This is a genomic window from Saccharopolyspora phatthalungensis (genome assembly GCF_014203395.1).
GTDB classification, from domain to species: domain Bacteria; phylum Actinomycetota; class Actinomycetes; order Mycobacteriales; family Pseudonocardiaceae; genus Saccharopolyspora; species Saccharopolyspora phatthalungensis.
In genome coordinates, this window is the sequence record NZ_JACHIW010000002.1 from 1,393,901 (window position 1) to 1,412,513 (window position 18,613).

The window sequence follows — 18,613 nt, forward strand, 5'->3', positions numbered from 1 at the left end:
GGCCCACCAGTTCAACTGTGTCCCAAGGAGGTTGACACCTGATGAGGAGCTTGACTCCGCTGTGGCCGGTTGTGGTGCTGGCGTCGGTGGGTCTGCTCGTGGCCGGATGTGTCGGAAACTCCAATCTGGATCCGGCCCGCGACCGGTACCAGGCGTTGCCGCGGATCTGCGATCTGGTCTCGCCGGCGACGGCGAGTCGGGTGATCGGAGCGTCGTTGCAGACCGACGCCCTGTCGGTCGAAACCACGGGTTACTGCGCGTGGACGTACCGGGATCTGGGGTCTGAAGGCGCGCACCCGCTGGAACGGAGGTTGTCCCTGCACGTGAGCCTGCATCGCAGCAGTGACACGAGATCCGGTTCCGATGGGGCTCTGGAAGAACTGGACCGGCTCAGCGAAGACTCGCCGAATGACTTCGAGCGCGTGCTGGGCTTCGGGGAGTACGCGGTGCGCAGCACCACACCGGACGGTGTCGATTACATTATCGTTGTCGGCAACCTGAACCTGAAGATGGGGTATTCCGGGCGGGATGTGGACGCCGCGGGTCAAATGGCCCCGATGCCACGCGACCAAGCCACCGAACGGGCCGAGGTCCTCGCCCGCGAAATAGCGGCGAACACCGCAAGAACCTGACCACACGGTGCCGTCGCCAACGTCCCGGCCAGCGTGCCGAAACCGGTGACACCCCGAGCTTCTGCCTCGTTTCCTTACCCCAACACTAGCTGAACTCGGGAGTCGGCCGCAGGTGTTTCAGCGGAGCCCGACGACCCAAAGCAGATCGACACGTACAAGCCCCAGCAATCCCTAGTGGACGACTGATCAACCAACCTAGTCGAGGACGTGATCCCCTATGATGGCGAGTCCTGCACACGCAGTCGTGCAGCTGCTAATGCTGGCCGAGCACGACATCGTCGGTGTGGGCGTTTTCCGCGACCTTGAGCACCGAATCTTCGCCGGTGCCCGACCAATTGCCGTCCGTGGCCGGGTCGCTTACTGGTCAGCGTGCAACTCGCCAGCGTTTCCGTCCAACGGCGATAGCTTCTCCGCACGGACTCTGACCAAGTGCCAGACTGCGCACGTGCCCACCCTGCGGATGCGCAACGGCTGCTGCCCCCAGCACCCTCCGCTGTGGCACACGGTGGGTTCGGTACCGTGACCGGCCAGTTGAGTGCCGTGGAAGGGATCGCCTCGTGAGTTCCGAACTTCCGGAGCCGGTCGGTGCTGGTTGCGTACGCCGCCTGCATTCGAGGAAACCATTATTTCTCAACAGAATTCGATGTCTCCCGTACTACAAGGCCAAGACTCTTGTCTACAAGCATTTAACCCCTCAGCCCGCCTACCCGGAGACGGTGCGCTGGATGGAAGGACTGAAAATGACCTTGGCGATTTCAATGGAAATCGGCGCGTTGGTTTCCATTGAAATCGCCCTCGAAATCCGCAACAACCACAGTTGTGGGACCCCGGTTGTTGGTTTCGTTGGCGAACCTCGGCACCGTGCACGTCATGCCCTCGCCGAGTCAGACGACCTCCGAGCTGATCGACCACGCCTCGCCCCAAGGAATCATCTCCCGACACCACACTGTGGACAGATCGCCGATGGGCTGCTCGCTACCGCCGCATCCTGCTTTCCAGACCCGGTAACGGGTGCGGTGAGTCCGTCGTGATTCCGCGCCTGCGAACGGTGCTGCGCCGTTGGGGCGAGAGCTGCGATGCCAACTGGCGGCGAGCGCTGCATGAGCACTGGCCTGCCGTGCGTCCGGACATCTGCCCGCGTCGCGGACCCCCAGGCCATCCCCCGCAGGTGCCCACCGTGGGCTCAGAAGCCACCGGGGGACCGCCCGCGCATCCAAGAAAAGAAGGCGCTGCCCGTGGGGCAGCACGACCAGAAAGCATCGCCATGAACGAGTACACCTGGCGGCAGTCCGGGCTGGACGCCCTCAACCACGCCTTTGCGTCCGAGGGCGGATTCATCCACACCGTCGAATCCGATTCGCAGACTCCTGCCGAGGTAGCGGAGTACCACGTAAGCGCCTGCCGCGAGATGCTTCCGCTGGCATTCGTGATGTACCAAGGCGGCGGCGCGCCCTGTGAGGTGTGCCGAAGCGCAACCACCTATGAAAAGTCGCTGGAACTCCGCACCGGCAGCGTCGTCGATCTGAACCGACAGCCCGTCCGCTGATTCAAGCTCCGGCCCGCCACCGTTGCACTCCCCCTCCCCGCACCGGCGGCGGGCCGGTCCCGCGTGCGCGCACTCGCCCGCGGGACAGCAGAGCCCCCAAAGCTTGCCGTCTCTCGTCACTCGTTGCCGTGCGTGAGAACGGTCTTCGGCGTCTGACCGATTGCCCGCATTTGGGTGATCTCGCCGAGGCCCGCGTAGTTGGGTCCCGCTATCCGGGCGATCGGCCGCATCGCCACCGTGTTGATCCACGACATCAACTGGGCACAACCCTCGATGCGGCACAGGACGATGGGGTGCTGGAGTAGCTGGGGGACTTAGCCAAGACTCGCCGAACGACTTCGCACGCGTGCTAGGTGTCGGGATGTATGCGGTGCGCAGCTGCACACCGGCAAGCTGGCTACTGCATCCCCAATCTGAACCTGGTTTCTGATGTGACGGAAACGCGACGAGATCGGGTATCGTGGCGTGTTGAGAGCGGCCTCGCCGATTCGGGAGGGGTGTACCCCGATGGACCATGAGGATAAGGCCCTGGGCCGTCGCCTTCGTGAGGTGCGTGCCTGGCGTCAGCTCTCCCTGAAGGAAACCGCGGATCTCGCGGGGATCTCGTTCGGCTACCTCGGCCGGATCGAGCGGGGAGAGCAGCCGGTCACCTCGCGCGCCACGCTGGAGGCGCTGGCCAACGCGCTCCGGATCGACCCTGGTGAGTTGACCGGAACGCCTTACGCGCCCTGCGATCCCGTGGGAAGCGACGCACACGCGGCCTTGCGGGAAGTGGAAAAGGCGCTCTCGTCGCTGGACCTGGGCGTGGATCCCGGTGTCCAGGCCAGGCCGTGGGCGGCGCTGGCGGCCGAGGTCGATCACCTCAACAATACGTTGAGAGCCGCTGCGGACTATGCGGCCCAGGGTGCGGTAGTGCCAGGGCTGCTGACCGAATTGCACGCCGCTTACGTGCAACAACCGAATGAGCGTCAGAACGTCTTGGTAGGTCTGCTCCACACCTTTGATTCCGCCGCAGTGTTGACGAAGAACCTCGGCGTTCGAGGATGGCCGGTGATGGCCGCCCGTCTCGCCGAGAACTGTGCGCAAGAGCTGGACCGGCCTGAATGGCTCGGCTTTACGACCTGGTTGCGGGGACACACCGCTGGCTCTCATAGCCGCACGCACCAGTACGGGGTGAGCGTAGGCGGAATAGACGCCTTGGCATCGCACCTGGACTGCTCGAATGCTCTCCAGGCCGCCGGAATGCTGCACCTCAATGCCGCTCTAGCAGCTGCGGCACAGTCGGACGCGGACACCACCCGCGATCACTTGCGTGAGGCCACAGAGCTGGCCTCGCGGCTTCCCGAACGGCACGACAACTTTGGATATCTTCACTTCAGTCCGGACAACGTGGGGATCTGGCGGGTGAGTTTGGGAACCGAGCTTGGGGAGGGGGCGAAGGTCGCCGAGATCGCCCGTCACGTGCGCCCTGAGGCCGTGCCGGCAAAGGCCCGTCGCGCTATGTTCTACGCGGACCTGGGCCGAGCACTGGCCAGCGAGAAACGAACGCGGGAGCAGGGAATCCGGGCGTTGATCAAGGCCGAGTCGATTGCTCCGCAGCGTATCCGTAACAACATCTTCGTGCGTGAGACCGTGGCGGACTTGCTTCGGCAGGCCCGGCGTGATGCCGGCGGCCGTGATTTGCGTGGGCTCGCCTGGCGGATGGGAGTTGTCCCTACCGGGTGATCTTGAGGTCAGTTGTCCTCACAGGACAAACCCTCATCACGCCAGCTCGTAGCGTGCCCTCCATGTCGGAAGGAACGCGCTCCGCTAGCTCGTGGACTGATGCCGACGGGGGCTGCGGTGGAAATGGAAGCGCTGTTGGACATCCCCTGCGGTGGCCTCCGTATTTGCCCGGAAGTTTCCCGGAAGCTACGCCGTCTGCTACCGGCCGTACGCGGCCGACGTGGAACATTTCGCCGGGCTCCACGTATTTCTCGCTTCCGGATGAGACCGTCGGCGTTCTCGATGAGCTGTTTACCCACTGCGGTAACGGTGTTCGAGCTGGGGAAGTAGCGCTGGTGGCTTCGTCGGGACAGCAGAGATCGTGCTCCTCCCGCGCACTGATGCACCAGTGTCGATGCACCACTGTTCGATGCACTCTCTTTGCCTGACAGGAAAAACTACCTGTTTCTCGCTCGTGGCTGGGTTATGACTGCCGGCGCTATATCGCAATTGGCGTAGTCATTCTCATGACGGCGTGTGAATCACGATCACGGGACAGGAATGGGAATTGACCGTTCACGGGGCTGCGTCACTGCGGAAGCGTGGTGCCCCACGGGTGCGGTGAGTCCGTCATGAGCCAGCGCCTGCGAGCAGTGGTGGGCCGCTGGTGGAAGCACTGCGATGCCCGCTGGGGGCGAGCGCTGCGGGAGCACTGGCCTTCCTCCCAGTGTCTTTCCGTCCGCGCTGCGCGCCGACTTCTCGCTGTGGCGCAATATTCAGCGGGAATACGCCGAAGAACTCCTGGGGCAAGTCGAGTATGACGGCAGCGGAAGACGATACGCTACGTCCAGCAGGAGCCCTTCGCGAGCATGGATGCGGCTCAGGTCGACGGCAGGATCCAGGTGTGGTGTCTTGGCCTCACGCTGGATGCGTTGACCTTGTGTGGCGACATCCTGACCGTCGCGGTGATCGAACCGGAGTTCTACGACACACTCTTCGGCGCGGCTGCCGTTCGAAACAATGCCGAGGGGCGCGTTCCCACACAGGTTCTTCCCTTCGAGGGGAACACCATCCGGCGGTTGCCCCTCTGTCCTCAGGGAACTGTCCCACACGCCACATGCTCGGATGCTTGAGGACCGCGTGCGGGTGCTCACGTCGGCGAGGTCGGAGTCGAAACTCTCGGGCTGCCCGGCATCGGCTCGGCGCTGGCGCTCCTGGCCTAGGTCAAAGCCCGGCTGGAAGTATTGAAAGGCCTGTCGATAGTCCTGACCGCGGGCAATGGCCGCACCGAACACCGCAGAGAATGTATGACGCGGGACCCCCAACCAGTCGGCCCAGGTGCCGTACTCTCTGGTCTCGTCTACCAACGTCTCACCAACGTCGAAAATGACCGCACAAATCACGGGTACCTCCCGGCAGTTTGTGATGTTGCTGCAGAGCCTAGTCGGCCTTGCCATGCCGCTGTCCGCTGCCCCGCACAACGCAATGTCACTTTCTGGACCTCGCTCGGGCGGTAAGCAATGGCCCGCCAGTGGCCAATACTGGAAAGAGCACTTTTCTGCTGTACTCGGCTGACAAGAACTGCCCGTTGGCCTTCGTTGAGCCTGCGGTGAGGAGAAGGTCGCGATGTCATGGGTGGTAAGCGAACGGGAAAAGAGCTGCCATGCGCTACGTACAGCACGGGTGACGGGTGCTGCCGTGATCACTATCTGAACTGGTTTTTCTGACGTGACGAACACTAGACGAGATCGGGTACCGTGGTGTGTTGAGATCGGCTCCAGCCGCTCGTCGAGAGGGGTGTACCCCGATGGACCATGAGGATAAGGCCCTGGGCCGTCGCCTTCGTGAGGTGCGTGCCTGGCGTCAGCTCTCCCTGAAGGAAACCGCGGATCTCGCGGGGATCTCGTTCGGCTACCTCGGCCGGATCGAGCGGGGAGAGCAGCCAGTCACCTCGCGCGCCACGCTGGAGGCGCTGGCCAACGCGCTCCGGATCGACCCTGGTGAGTTGACCGGAACGCCTTACGCGCCCAGCGATCCCGTGGGAAGCGACGCACACGCGGCCTTGCGGGAAGTGGAAACGGCGCTGTCGTCGCTGGACCTGGGGGTGGACCCCGGTGTCCAGGCCAGGCCGTGGGCGGCGCTGGCGGCCGAGGTCGATCACCTCAACAATACGTTGCGAGCCAACGCAGACTACGCCGCCCTGGGTGCGGTAGTGCCGGGGCTGCTGACCGAGTTGCACGCCGCCTACGTGCAACAACCGAATGAGCGTCAGAACGTCTTGGTAGGTCTGCTCCACACGTTTTATTCCGCCGCAGTGCTGACGAAGAACCTCGGCGTTCGAGGATGGCCGGTGGTGGCCGCCCGTCTCGCGGAGGACTGTGCGCAAGAGCTGGACCGGCCTGAATGGCTGGGCTTCGGCATCTGGTTGCGGGGGAACGTCGCCGGGGCTCAGGGCCGCACGCACCAGTACGGGATGAGCGTTCGCGGAATAGACGCCTTGACTCCTCACCTGGACTGCTCCAATGCTCTCCAGGCCGCCGGAATGCTGCACCTCAATGCCGCTCTAGCGGCTGCGGCACAGTCGGACGCAGACACCACCCGCGATCACTTGCGCGAGGCCACAGAGCTGGCCTCGCGGCTTCCCGAACGGCACGACAACTTCGGATATCTCTACTTCGGTCCGGACAACGTGGGGATCTGGCGGGTGAGTTTGGGAACCGAACTCGGGCAGGGAGCGAAGGTCGCCGAGATCGCCCGTCACGTGCGCCCAGACGCCCTGCCCCTGCCGGCCAAAGCTCGTCGCGCGGTGTTCTACGCGGACCTGGGCCGGGCGCTGGCCAGCGAGAAACGAACGCGGGAGCAGGGAATACGGTCACTGATCAAGGCCGAGTCGATTGCTCCGCAGAAGATCCGTAACAACATCTTCGTGCGTGAGACCGTGGCGGACTTGCTTCGGCAGGCCCGGCGTGATGCCGGCGGCCGCGATCTGCGCGGACTCGCCTGGCGGATGGGAGTTTCCCCTACCGGGTGATCTTGAGGTCAGTTGTCCTCACAGGACAAAACCTCATCACACCACCTCATAGCGTGCCCTCCATGTCGGAAGGAACGCGCTCCGCTAGCCCGTGGACTGATGCCGACGGAGGCTGCGGTGGAAATGGAAGCGCTGTTGGACATCCCCTGCGGTGGCCTCCGTATTTGCCCAAACTTTTCGCGAAAGCTACGCCGTCCGCTACCGGCCGTACGCGGCCGACGTGGAACATTTCGCCGGGCTCCACCCATTTCTCGCTGCCGGATGAGACCGTCGGCGTTCTCGTTGAGCTGTTTACCCACTGCGGTAAAGGTGTTCGAGCTGGGGAAGTAGCGCTGGCGGGCGCTGCGGGAGCACTGGCCTTCCTCGATCTCGCCGCAGGCTATGGACTCGGCCTGGACTGGCGTCGTCGCCGGAGTCAGGCCGTGACCGGGCCGCCGTCCCAACGGCGTGGCGGCGGCCCAGCGGTTCAACTGTGTCCCAAGGAGACTGACACCTAATGAGGAGCTTGACTCCGCTGTGGCCGGTTGTGGTGCTGGCATCGTTGGGTCTGCTGGCGGCCGGATGCGGCGAAAACTCCAATTTGGATCCGGTCCATGACCGGTACAAGGCGTTGCCGTGGATCTGCGACTTGGTCTCGCCGGCGACGGCGAGTCGGGTGATCGGAGCGTCGTTGCAGACCGATGCCCTGTCGGTGGAAACCACGGGTTATTGCGCGTGGACGTACCGGGATCTGGGGTCAGAAGGCGCGCACCCGCTGGAACGGAGACTGTCCTTGCACGTCAGCCTGCACCGCAGCAGTGATACGAGATCCGGCTCCGATGGGGCGTTGGAAGAGCTGGACCGGCTCAGCGAAGACTCGCCGAATGACTTCGAGCGCGTGCTGGGCTTCGGGGAGTACACGGTGCGCAGCACCACGACGGACGGTGTCGATTACATCATCGTTGTCGGCAACCTGAACCTGAAGATGGGTTATTCCGGGCGGGATGTGGACGCGGCGGGTCGCATGGCCCCGATGCCACGTGACCAAGCCACCCAACAGGCCGAGGTCCTGGCCCGCGAAGTAGCGGCGAACACCGCACAAGCCTGACCGCGCGGTGCCGTCGCCGAAGTCACGATCAGCGTGCCGATGCTGGGGACACCCCGAGCATCAGCTGAATTCGGCAGAGGCCGCAGATGTTTCGGCGGGTGCTCGACACGCTCCAAAGCAGCTCGGCACGTGCAAGCCCCAGCAGGTTTTAGTGGACGACTGATCAACCAACCTTGTCGAGGACGTGATCCCCCTATGACGGTGAGTCCTGCACACGCAGTCGTGCCGCTGCTATTGCTGGCCGACAGCGACGATGTGAAGGAACGTCCTGCTCATCTGCCTCCGCTGGAGGAGCCGGGTTTCCTGGACTTGGTTCGGGAGGTGCATCCGCAGTTGGAGTACGCGATGCAGCGCAAGCGTGCCCGTGGCGAGGTCGTGCATGTTTTCCGGGACCGTGTCAGCCAGGAGTTCACGATTTTGTACCGGCGCGAGCACGGTTCGGATGGGGTCAAGGAGTCGGGCTCTCCGTGGCTGGATCGCCTCAACGAACTCGGCGGCATGTGGCGCGCGGCGCGCCCGCAAAAGTCCCGGAGTGGTGCGCGATGATCCTGTCCCTACTGGAGGTCGCCCTTCTGCCCGAGCACAAGCTGACTGGGTTCACCGCCGAGCAGAGGAGGGCCGTCTGATGACCGGTGTTGGCGCCGAGACCGGGCTGCCCCCGGCCGAGCACGACATGGTCGGTGTGGGCGTTTTCCGGGACCTTGAGCACCGGATCTTCGCCGGTGCCCGGCCGATTGACGTTTGTGGCCGGGTCGGTTACTGGTCAGCGTGCAACTCGCCAGCGTTTCCGTTCAACGGCGAGAGCTTCTCCGCACGGACTCTGACCAAGTGCCAGGACTGTGCACGTGCCCACCCTACGGATGCGCAACGGCTGCTGCCCCCAGCGCCCTCCACTGTGGCAAACCGTGGGTTCGGCACCGTGACCGGCCAGTTGAGCACTGTGGAAGGGATCGCCTCGTGAGTTCCGAACTTCCCGAGCCGGTCGGTGGTGGTTGCAACGCTGAGACCCGTCAGCTACCGCAGCGCTTCGTGTCGTCGCGGACGTCCCCCAGCGGGTGCCGATACCTCTGGAGAGGGCCGGCGTATGTGCCCGCGACCACGGCCCCATACGCCGCATCACTTCGAGGAAACCTTTATTTCTCAACAGACTCTGCCGGGTTGTTCTTGCTGACTTTCTCGGCATGCGTCCTGACGCTGATCGAGATCTGCGATGAGAAGAAGGACAATCGGTGCACGGCAGATGCCGTCCGGACACGCCCGCGTCGCGGACCCCCAGGCGATCCCGCGCTGGTGCCCAGCGTGGGCGCAGACGCTACCGGGGACCGCTCGCCCATCCAAGAAGACGCTGCCCGTGGGGCAGCACGACCAGAAAGCATCGCCATGAACGAATACACCTGGCGGCAGTCCGGGCTGGACGCCCTCAGCCACGCCTTTGCCTCCGAAGGCGGATTCATCCAAACCATCGAATCCGAATCCCAGACCCCTGCCGAGGTTACGGAGTACCACGTAAGCGCCTGCCGCGAAATGCTCCCGCTAGCGTTCGTGATGTACCAAGGCGGCGGCGCGCCCTGTGAGGTATGCCAAAACGCCACCACATATGAAAAGTCGCCGGAACTCCGCACCGGAAGTGTCATCGATCTGAACCGACAACCCATCCGCTGATACAAGCTCCGGCCCGCCGCCGCTGCACCTCCCCTCCCACACCGGCGGCGGGCCGGTCCCGCATGCGCGCACTCGCCGCCGGGACAGAAGAACCCTAAAAACTTGCCGTCGTCACTCGTTGCCGTGCGCGAGAACAGTCTTCGGCGCCTGACCGATTGCCCGCATTGCTCGGCAAAGTCGTCGGAGAACTGGTCCGGGTCGCTGCCGCGGCCACCGCCGTGAATCGCGCCGGTGAACAGCAGGCCGCCGAGCCGGCATGCCGCGGGGACGGGATTCTCGTGCGAAAAACTTTCCAGCTGGATGCTCTTCCGCCGCGGCATCGTGGATTCCTTCGTCCCAGGTCAAGTGAGGTGCGTCACCGACGCTAGGGAGTGCGGGCCGCGTACTCAAATCACATCCGAAGCGGATTGATGCATCATGCGCATGAGTCGCTTTGATCTTTCCGATCGGCGCCAGCATCCGCCGCCACGACGACGCGCCGTCGTCCGTCGTCTGGTCCATTCAGGACGTTGGACTAAAAATTCCCTGCCCGGGAACCGCGATCATGTGATGTGGAGGCAGGGCTTGGCACTCAGCGATTGAACACCGGCAGCTCGGCGGGAGGTTGCGGGATGAATCCGCCGTGCTGGGCCATCTGGTCGTAGAGGTAGTCGTGCGATTCCGCGAGCGTCGCAAGCGCGCCGTCGACGTCGACGTGCACCAGTCGGCCGTCACGTTTGACCACCCGCCCGTCGACCAGCACCGTGTGCACGTTGCCCGAGTTGGCCTGCGCGATGATCGCGCCGCAGGGGTCGGAGCGGTTCCAGCCGGCCTGGCTGACACCCGACATGTCCAGCAAAACGATGTCGGCGTGCTTGCCCGGAGCCAGGGTGCCCGCCACGTCGTCGACGCCAGCGGCGCGGGCCCCGTTGACGGTGAGCCACCTCAGGGCGTCGCGCGTTTTCCACCGCATGACCGTCGGAGTCGTCGATCGCACGTAGTATTCCTGATCGTCTCGCCACCGGGTCGCCTGCAGGACGAGCCGCGCGTGCGAAATCAGGTCGCCGCCCGTACTGCTCGTGCAGTCGATGCCCAGGCTCGGTCCGGGAGTGTTATCGGTGGCCTCACGGATAACCGGGAATCCCATGCCCATTTGCATCTCGGTCTCGGCGCAGACCGAGACCGTGGTGCCCGTGCCCCGCAGCAGGCGCCATTCGCTCTCGGTGCTGAATGTCGCGTGTACCAGGAGCAGATCGCTGCCGAGCATGTCGTGGGCGTGCAGCACCTCGATGTCCTTGAACAGGTTGGGCACGAGGACCTGGTTGGAGTGGAACGTGATGCGTGCGCCGAGCTCGCGGGCCAGCTCGAATTCGCGCTTGACGTCCCCGAAGGGAGCGATGGCCAGTTCCTGCGGGGCGATGCCGAAACGCAGCAGCTGAGCCTCGCTCGGGAAGTACTGATCGCGGATTTCCCGCGCCAGACGTGCGCGCCGGGCGAAGTTCCCCTCTTCCGCCGACTCCTCCAGCCCGCCTTGGGTCTCCGACCACGTGTTCGACGTGATGGGCAGGAGGCCATGTCCGTACAGCGCGCGCACTCCCGAGTCGCGCAGTCCGGCGACAGCAGCGTGTGCGTGGTCGTCGGTGACGATGTTGTGGCAGTAGTCGACCAATGTGGTCACGCCGGAGTTGAGGCAGTCGAGGCCACCGAGGTAGTTGCCCGCATACATGTCCTGCGGGCGGTACATCGTGGCCATCTGCAGCCGGAATCCCCTCAGGTAGTCGAGGATGTTCCCGTCGGCCAGAATGCCGCGCAGCGCCGTTTGCCAGGTATGCCGATGGGTGTCGACCATGCCCGGCATGGCGATCATCGACGAGGCGTCGATTCGCTCGGCATCGCCGACGCCGAGGTCCGTTCCGATCTCGGCGATGACACCGTCCTCGACGAGGATGTCGGCTCGTTCGAAGTCGCCGAGAACGTCGTCCATCGTGACGACCGCAGCGTTCTCGATCAGAGTTCGCATGGCCTCGTGCTCCTCTCCGTGTGGCGCGCGATCGGATACCTTCCGCACGTGCCGCCGTTCGGGTTGATCGGCCTCGGCGACGGTGCGGTCTGGGCCCATGCATCGGTACCTCGGCCGGAGAGTCCGTCGGCGGTGTCAGTCGGATTCCGGTGCGGTCTCCCGTTGAGTGACCCAGGCGGCGATCTGGGTTCGTGTGGTGAAGCCGAGCTTGGTCAGTATGTGGTCGATGTGGGAATCAGCGGTGCGGCGGGCGATCACCATGTCGGCGGCGATTTCTTTGTTGGTCTTGCCCTGCGCGACCAGCGCCGCCACTTCTTGCTCGCGCGGAGTAAGCATGGAGGCGTGCGATTCTTCGGTCGCGCGGCCTTTTATCTCCCCGGATTTGTTCGGGTCTTGGGTTATCCATGCGATGCCCTCGTCGAAGCCGAGCTGCGCGGCCCGGCGGAAGACTTTCTGGAACATCTTGTCGCCGAGCGACCTTCGTGCTCTTGCCTCGTAGCGGTCGTGGAGGCGCGCGATATGTTTATGGCCGGACAGCGACGCGTCGACGTTCTGTTTGATCGTCTGGCACATGCCGAACAAGGTCGCAGCCCGCACCGCGTCACCGTCTGCGCTGGCTATGCAGGCCAGGATCTCAACGCACAACCCGATCTGGAACTGTTCGTGGAAGTCGAGCCGCAGGACGAGACTTTCCAGTTGCGCCACGGCGGCTTGCTGATAATTGCCCGCAAGCAGGTCGGCTATTCCCTGCGCCCACAGGGCAAGCGATCTCATCCACTGTTCGCCGTAGGTTTCCTCGATGGCTGGGCACTCACGGAACAGCGCGGCGGCGCGCTCGTGATCGCCAAGGAACGCGACGGACAACGCGAGCTCGATCTGATCGTAGGCAGCGGCAGCATGATCGCCAATCAGCCGATGCCCGGCAAGGGCCTCCTCGAAGAGCGTGCGCGCCCGCGCAGGATCTTCATTGAACAGGGCGGTGAGCCCCGCGATCTGCGCGACGTAGGCCGCCCCTGGTTGATCTCCCAGCTCCATGGCCAGCGCTCTGGCCTCCTCCAGCAGTGCGGTCGCGGATGGCGCGTTGTTGAGCGTGGTATTCAAGTACCCGTTGACGTAGAGCGCTTTGACACGCACCGAATCGCGTTCCGCGGTCAACGCCAAGAGGCGATCAAGCCAACGACGTCCCTCGTAGACATAGCCGCTGCTGAGCCAGAAAAACCGAAGAGCGGCGGCGATCACCGATCCGGCCTGCGCTTCGCCGGGTTGGGAAGCCGAGAATTCCATCGCCTCACGCAGGTTGGCGTGCTCGGCTCGTAGCCGGGCGAAGACCGTGGTGTGTCCGGCGCCTAACCATTCCGCCTCGGCTTTCACGGCGACGTGCCGGTAGTAGTGGAGATGCTTGCGACCGACGACGGTGGTCTCACCGAGCTCGGCAAGCCGGTCCCGGCCGTAATCCCGGAGTGTCTCCAGCAGCCGATAACGGATCTTGCCCGGATGCCGCTCCGCGGTCACAATCGACTTGTCGATCAAACCTCTGATCAGATCGAGCACATCGGCGGTCTGGATGTCATCGCCGGAACCGATCGCTTCGGCCGCCTCCAGGTCGAACCCGGGACCAAATACGGACAGCCGTGCCCACAGCACCTGTTCGGCAGGAGAGCACAGCCCGTAGCTCCAGTCGACCATGTCTTGCAGGGTCTGCTGTCGGGTCGGTGTCGCCCGGGTTCCGCCGGTCAGCAATTCAAAGCGATGATCGAGCCGCATCACGATCTCCTCGGCCGACAGGAACCGAAGAGCGACCGCGGCCAGTTCAATCGCCAGTGGAATGCCGTCCAGCCGACGGCACAATCGCATGACGACCGGCGCGTTGTCCGCGCTGACCGTGAAAGCTGGGTTTGTGGCTTGAGCTCGCTCCTCCAGCAGCGCGACTGCCGCGTATCGAAGGGGCTTCGTCCGTCCCGGAAATCCTGCGATCTCCAGGGGAACCGAGAAGGGAGCCAACTCCAGGACGGTCTCGCCGCCGATGCCCAAGGGTTGGCGGCTTGTGGTCAGGATCCGCATCAGCGGGCACTGTTCGAGCAGCGAGTGCGCGAGCTGCGCGCACGCATCGAGGACGTGCTCGCAGTTGTCCAGCACGAGCAGGAGCGGGCGGGTACGAAAGCGCTCGGGCAGGTTCGCCAACTGCGTCGTGCCGGGCTGGTGTCGCAGGCCGAACGTGGCGGCCACCGTGTCGGAGACGAGTCGAGGGTCGTTCAGGCTCGCCAGCTCAATGATCCAGACACCGCCCGGAAACGACCGCCTCAGCAACGAGGCTGCCCGCAGTGCCAACCTGGTTTTGCCCACGCCGCCGACACCGGTGATGGTCACTAACCGCGAAGAGCTCAGGAGTTTCTTCACGTCGGCCAACTCGCGCCGACGTCCCACAAAGCTCGTGAGTTCCACCGGGGGTTGAGCTGCGCGCCAGGTGGGTGCATCCACGAACATGACCGATTCAGCTTATTCGTCGATAACGAACAGGTCAAGCAACCATTCGAAAGATCGCCCCACGGCTCGCCTCCACCGGCGCGAGTCATTGGAGTGGAGCCCGCCTTCCCCTCGATGTCCCGCCCTGGAACCCGTTGGCGTCAGGCTGCGCAGCGATCGCGGGTTGCCTCCGGTGCCGCCTTCCAGCCGGCGGGGTCCGCACCGCGCTCACGCACAGTGACGTCTCGCCAGGGTGGCCGCCGTGGACGTGGGCTCGGCGTGCCGGACCAGATGCACCGTTGAGCGGACAGGCCCGAGCCGCAGGCTCTGGGTTGGGCGGATCTGTTGCGCTAGTTGAGGAAGCCGAGGAGTAGTTGACTGAACGATTCTGGTTGTTCGAGGGGTGCGAGGTGGCCGGCGCCCGGGATGATGTTGAGTTCTCCGGCGTCCAGCGCTGCGGCGAGTTTCGCACCGCCTTCGTAGAAGTCGGGCATGTCGTGTTCCCCGACCGCGATCAGGGCGGGGTGGGAAAGTTCATCGAGGGCTGCCGGGTCGGACACCTCGGGCGGGGTGTCGCCGCCGATGTACTGCCGTCTCAGGTTGTTGCGCAGCATGTCGGTGGCGTGTGCTTTTACTTGCGGTGCAGCGCTTTCGGCGGTCCAAGCTTGCACTCCGGCCTGGACCGCGGCGTCGAGATCGTCGGCTTGCAACGCGGCCTGTTCACGCTCCCATGCCTTGGTCAGCCGTGGGGAGGCTGGCTGGTCGTGTGGCCGGTAGCCGACCAGCACCAGCCCGGTGACGCGTTCGGGGGCGTGGATTGTGGTGTGCAGGGCGATCAACGCGCCGAGCGAGTTGCCCGCGAGCGCGAACCGGTCGACGCCGAGGGCATCGACCGTATCGAGCACGGCGGTCCAGGGTGCGATTTCCGACGCCGGTGCCTGGCCATAGCCGGGCAGATCGACCGCGATCGCGTGCGCCCCGCCGTCGGCGAGCAGTGGCAGGTGCCGGCGCCACATCGTGCGGTCGGCCGGCCTGGCATGAAGCAACACGACCGTTGATCCGTCCCCGGCTTCGTCGACCGGAAGCCGCATCCACAGGCTCCTTACTGAGGTTGGTGAGGTTGGTGAGGTTGAACGTGGCGAAGATGGTGGGCTCGTCGATCTACCCGGTCGCACACCATCCGCGACAGCCACGCTAAACCCCCGCCACACCGCTGGGGAGGGTGCAGCGCACCCCCTCCAGCGCAGGGCCAGTTACCCAAACCTTCGGTAGCGACACGCATACCGGAAACCAACCAGACACGAGTGATCGGCGTCATGGCTGTCCATCCCGCCCTGACCGCATGGCGGGGTTGGCGATTTCGCGCGAAAACGGCGTTCCTCGTGCGGAGCTGGCGGCGATTTCGCGCGAAAACGCCGCTTCCCCAACGTAGCCTCGGCCTGAGTGAACGGACACGCGGCCGCTAGGCGCATCCCAGCTCCCGGATGAGAAGTTCGTACAACTCGGGTGAAATGTGGCTTCGCGCGATCGCGGCGAGCGTGCTTTCGAACGACCGGCCGGGGTCGGCCCATCCCGTCCACCCCGACGCCGCACGGACCTCAACGACCGGACCCTGCACCCTGATCGTTCGCCCGTGGGGTTCGTCGGTGACGACGAACCCGCGGTAACCAAGGCGATCGCTGAGCTCCGTGCCGGAGCGGTCGGTCAGCAGCGCGACCTGGGCGCGGATCGCGGCTTCTTCCTCCGGCGTCGCCTCCCATGCCGGGTTCGGCCGACCGCTGAAGATGTCGAGCTCCACGCGCATGGGCGTTATTTGATCCGGTTCCGCTGCGACAGGCAGGTGTAGAAGTATCCGCAGAACTGCGTGTACATCCCCCGGTCGCAAGTCTCCGGATTCGTGATGAGGCGATTGCTGTTGTCCACGTTGCGTGCTGCGGTGCCGCCCGGCTTATGCCCCCAGAAACCCTCTTCGTGGGTATGGATCCGATACCAGTGGTAGTCGATGTCCGGCGCCATGACCAACGCGACCAGCCGTCGCGGCTTCTCTGAGTCCGGGAAGCAGTCGAACTGCCGGTGGCAGCCATCCGCGAGCGCGGCTCTGGTGACGTCCTGACAGGACAGCGACTGCCACACTTCACCCGCTCCCAGCCCGGGTTGAGCGAAGGTGTCAGTGCGCCAGTCGGACGCGTAGTTGTAACAGTTGTTCTTGGTGATGACGTCCGCGGCATTCCAGAAGTCGGGGTCGAATTTGTCGCTTTCGATCCCGCAGGTGTCGTCGCGAGGGGATGGCTCCGACTCGCCCGGTCCCCGAGCGTCCCTCCCGGTGGCCGCGCCAGGGGGCTCACGCAGGAGGTCCACTAGATACTGCATCAGGCTCGCGCCGACCGGCGTCGAGTCCGGCGCCGGCTCGTGATCGGCCAGCCCGCGGACGAGGCGTTCGGCGATGTCCAGTCCGTTCGCTTCGTCGGCCGCGGCCCCTCCGCCGACCTTGAATTTCGCCGGCAGGTCGCCTCCGAACTCATCGGCCAGCGCGTCGGTGAGCGACTCCACGATGACGCCCCGGAAGCCGAGGCCGTCGAAGCCTTCGGCGACGCCGGTGATGGTGTCCCGCCGACGGGCGACGTCCTGGAGCAGGTCGCGCGCTTCGGCGTCGGTGAGCTCGTAGGAGGGGTTGGGCCGACCCGAGAACACGTCGATGGTGATGCGCAACATGGATATCATTCCTTCCGGTTATTCCATAGGTGCCGGTATTCCATAGGTGCCGGACGGGGCGGTCCGATGCTGGGTCGGGCGCGCGTTCTGCTCAGTCCGGGGTGGGCTGTGACGCCAACAGCGTGCCGTCCGCCGGAGTGAATGTGCACTGTGGACGGAGCGGGCATGCTTGACAGGCTGTGACCGGGAAGCGCACACGATCGATTCCCGTCCGCGTTCGGTTCGACGGCGAGGGTGGCGCTCAGCCGCCGGTGACGGCCCAGCGCTGCTCGCGGACGCGGGTTTCGAAGCAGGGCTCAGGGATCCGTCGTGGTAGCCACCCGAAGAAGATCATTTCGTTTGGTGGGTGACGAGGTTGTCCAGCTGGTTGTAGATGGCGTCCTCGCTCGGGCACAGCATCCGCACCCTGATGGTGAGGGGAGTGTCGGGGTCGATGGTGTGCTTCTCATCGACGTTGGACAGCACCACCCTGCCGTCGGATCCGTCCTTGTCGACCTTGGCCCAGAATTCCTTGACCCAGGCCGGATCCAGGACGGCCCCACGCCGGGCGTCGAAGGAGACGGTCCATTCGTAGACGCGGTCCTTCTCGGCGTGGATGGTCAAATCGTAGGAGTAGATGTACTTGCCATTCTGTTGCCAGTGGTTGTTCAGCTTCTGGTCGGTCTTGAGGTTGTGATCGGCGACAGTGAAGTGGACCGCCGTAGGCAAAGACTGCTCAGTGGCCTTGTGAGCGACGGCGCTGACCTCGTGTTTGCCGAACGCCCAAGTGCTTTTGGGCTTCAGCGTCCAGTCTGTCCCTTTCAGCTCAGCGGCACCGAGGTCGGTGGCACCGTCGGTGAGGGTGACTTTGTCGGCGTCGGGCACGGTGCCCTTGATCACCTGGTCGGCGGGGACCTGGTCGTTTTCCTTCGGTGTGGTGATCGTTGGCGGCCGCACCGGCGACAAGACGTTGCTGACCCGGAGCAGCTTCCCTTGACTCTGCCTGGTGACGTAGGCGTTCTTGCCGTCGGAGCCCATGCCGTGGCAGCCCTGGAAACCCGTGGTGACCTGTTCCTTCTCACCGCTGGTGAGGTTGACTCTCCACAGGATGCCCGTGTCGTAGTCGGGGACGTAGAGCGACTCGTGCCCGTCCAAGGCCAGGTCGTAGAGCGTTGAGAAACCATCCGCGAGAGAAGTGTTTTTTCCAGTGCCTAGGTCGACCCGCAGGATTGCCTGGAAGTCGCGCACGACGTAAGCATTGGCGTGGTCGATCGCCACGCTGTGGTAGTCGCCACTAGGCAGGTCGAACTTCTTGACCAGCTTTCCCGTGGTGTCGAGCTGGAAGAGCGGCCCACTCGAGCGGTGCAGAACATAGACGCTGTCCTTGGCCGGAGCCATCGCGATCCCGAAGGCATAACTGGCCTCCTCAGGACCGAACGTTTCGCTCTTTCCGGTGGACAGGTCGACCTTTCCGGTTCTCCCGCCGATGTCGGGAGTGTAGGCGTGTCCCTGGCCATCGAGTACGACCGTGTGCGGGTCGCCCAGCCCGGTGGCGACCGTCGCGGTGGCGCCGTTGGTGAGCGTGACCTTGGTCAGAGAACCTGATGTGCACACGTAGGCGATGCCGGCGGAAGCATCGACGGCAAGCCCTGTGGGACGACTCAGTTTGTCGGTCACGAGTGTGGTCTCGACGGTGTTCGGCATAAGTAGCTCCGTTCACAAATTTTCTCGCAGTAATTGACTGACTACCCAGTACGTTGGTACGGCGATGCCCGTAATGCCGTAACCACTACCTTGG

General features: G+C 64.4%; 17 protein-coding genes. 9 read left to right on the forward strand and 8 right to left on the reverse strand.

The genetic code is table 11. The features are described 5' to 3' along the window. Positions 1-41: 41 nt before the first annotated feature. From BJ970_RS32355 to BJ970_RS32365, 3 genes are all read left to right on the forward strand, one after another. Positions 42-632, forward strand: coding sequence for a hypothetical protein (locus BJ970_RS32355; RefSeq protein ID WP_184731292.1), 591 nt, complete (start codon positions 42-44; stop codon positions 630-632). A gap of 557 nt (positions 633-1,189) precedes the next feature. After that, complete coding sequence (locus BJ970_RS32360) at positions 1,190-1,663, forward strand: hypothetical protein (RefSeq protein ID WP_184731294.1); 474 nt, start codon at positions 1,190-1,192, stop codon at positions 1,661-1,663. A 233-nt stretch (positions 1,664-1,896) separates the two neighbouring features. After that, positions 1,897-2,178: a hypothetical protein gene (locus BJ970_RS32365; RefSeq protein ID WP_184731296.1), complete on the forward strand. Its 282-nt coding sequence runs from the start codon at positions 1,897-1,899 to the stop codon at positions 2,176-2,178. Positions 2,179-2,294: 116 nt separating this feature from the next. Here BJ970_RS32365 and BJ970_RS32370 read toward each other — a convergent pair whose 3' ends face one another. After that, complete coding sequence (locus tag BJ970_RS32370; protein WP_184731298.1) at positions 2,295-2,432, reverse strand: hypothetical protein; 138 nt, start codon at positions 2,430-2,432, stop codon at positions 2,295-2,297. Between the two features lie 253 nt (positions 2,433-2,685). On the opposite strand from BJ970_RS32370, the gene BJ970_RS32375 reads away from it, so the two are divergent. Further along, the gene (locus BJ970_RS32375) at positions 2,686-3,903 is read left to right on the forward strand and encodes a helix-turn-helix domain-containing protein (RefSeq protein ID WP_184731300.1); all 1,218 of its coding nucleotides are present in this window, start codon (positions 2,686-2,688) and stop codon (positions 3,901-3,903) included. Between the two features lie 755 nt (positions 3,904-4,658). Here BJ970_RS32375 and BJ970_RS38475 read toward each other — a convergent pair. Then, a complete protein-coding gene (locus tag BJ970_RS38475; RefSeq protein WP_312864579.1) occupies positions 4,659-5,285 on the reverse strand; it encodes a hypothetical protein in 627 nt (208 codons plus the stop codon). A gap of 404 nt (positions 5,286-5,689) precedes the next feature. On the opposite strand from BJ970_RS38475, the gene BJ970_RS32385 reads away from it, so the two are divergent. The 5 genes from BJ970_RS32385 (at position 5,690) to BJ970_RS32405 (ending at position 9,662) form a co-directional block, all read left to right on the forward strand. Further along, a complete protein-coding gene (locus BJ970_RS32385) occupies positions 5,690-6,913 on the forward strand; it encodes a helix-turn-helix domain-containing protein (protein WP_184731302.1) in 1,224 nt (407 codons plus the stop codon). A gap of 496 nt (positions 6,914-7,409) precedes the next feature. After that, positions 7,410-8,000, forward strand: coding sequence for a hypothetical protein (locus BJ970_RS32390; protein WP_184731304.1), 591 nt, complete (start codon positions 7,410-7,412; stop codon positions 7,998-8,000). Positions 8,001-8,201: 201 nt separating this feature from the next. Next, the gene (locus BJ970_RS32395; protein WP_184731306.1) at positions 8,202-8,546 is read left to right on the forward strand and encodes a hypothetical protein; all 345 of its coding nucleotides are present in this window, start codon (positions 8,202-8,204) and stop codon (positions 8,544-8,546) included. A 79-nt stretch (positions 8,547-8,625) separates the two neighbouring features. Continuing rightward, the gene (locus BJ970_RS32400) at positions 8,626-8,961 is read left to right on the forward strand and encodes a hypothetical protein (protein WP_184731308.1); all 336 of its coding nucleotides are present in this window, start codon (positions 8,626-8,628) and stop codon (positions 8,959-8,961) included. 419 nt (positions 8,962-9,380) lie between these two features. Beyond that, entirely contained in the window at positions 9,381-9,662 is a 282-nt protein-coding gene (locus BJ970_RS32405) for a hypothetical protein (RefSeq protein WP_184731310.1), read from the forward strand. 571 nt (positions 9,663-10,233) lie between these two features. On the opposite strand, the gene BJ970_RS32410 is transcribed toward BJ970_RS32405, so the two are convergent. The 6 genes from BJ970_RS32410 to BJ970_RS32435 form a co-directional block, all read right to left on the reverse strand. Continuing rightward, on the reverse strand, positions 10,234-11,661 hold the full coding sequence (locus BJ970_RS32410; protein WP_184731320.1) for an amidohydrolase family protein: 1,428 nt from the start codon (positions 11,659-11,661) through the stop codon (positions 10,234-10,236). A 135-nt stretch (positions 11,662-11,796) separates the two neighbouring features. After that, positions 11,797-14,058, reverse strand: a complete 2,262-nt coding sequence (locus BJ970_RS32415; protein WP_312864631.1) for a LuxR C-terminal-related transcriptional regulator — start codon at positions 14,056-14,058, stop codon at positions 11,797-11,799. A 416-nt stretch (positions 14,059-14,474) separates the two neighbouring features. Then, positions 14,475-15,215: an alpha/beta fold hydrolase gene (locus tag BJ970_RS32420; protein ID WP_184731324.1), complete on the reverse strand. Its 741-nt coding sequence runs from the start codon at positions 15,213-15,215 to the stop codon at positions 14,475-14,477. Positions 15,216-15,586: 371 nt separating this feature from the next. Next, entirely contained in the window at positions 15,587-15,928 is a 342-nt protein-coding gene (locus BJ970_RS32425) for a hypothetical protein (RefSeq protein ID WP_184731326.1), read from the reverse strand. 5 nt (positions 15,929-15,933) lie between these two features. Then, complete coding sequence (locus BJ970_RS32430; RefSeq protein WP_184731328.1) at positions 15,934-16,836, reverse strand: hypothetical protein; 903 nt, start codon at positions 16,834-16,836, stop codon at positions 15,934-15,936. Positions 16,837-17,166: 330 nt separating this feature from the next. Continuing rightward, the gene (locus tag BJ970_RS32435) at positions 17,167-18,519 is read right to left on the reverse strand and encodes a Vgb family protein (RefSeq protein WP_184731330.1); all 1,353 of its coding nucleotides are present in this window, start codon (positions 18,517-18,519) and stop codon (positions 17,167-17,169) included. Positions 18,520-18,613: the final 94 nt, after the last annotated feature.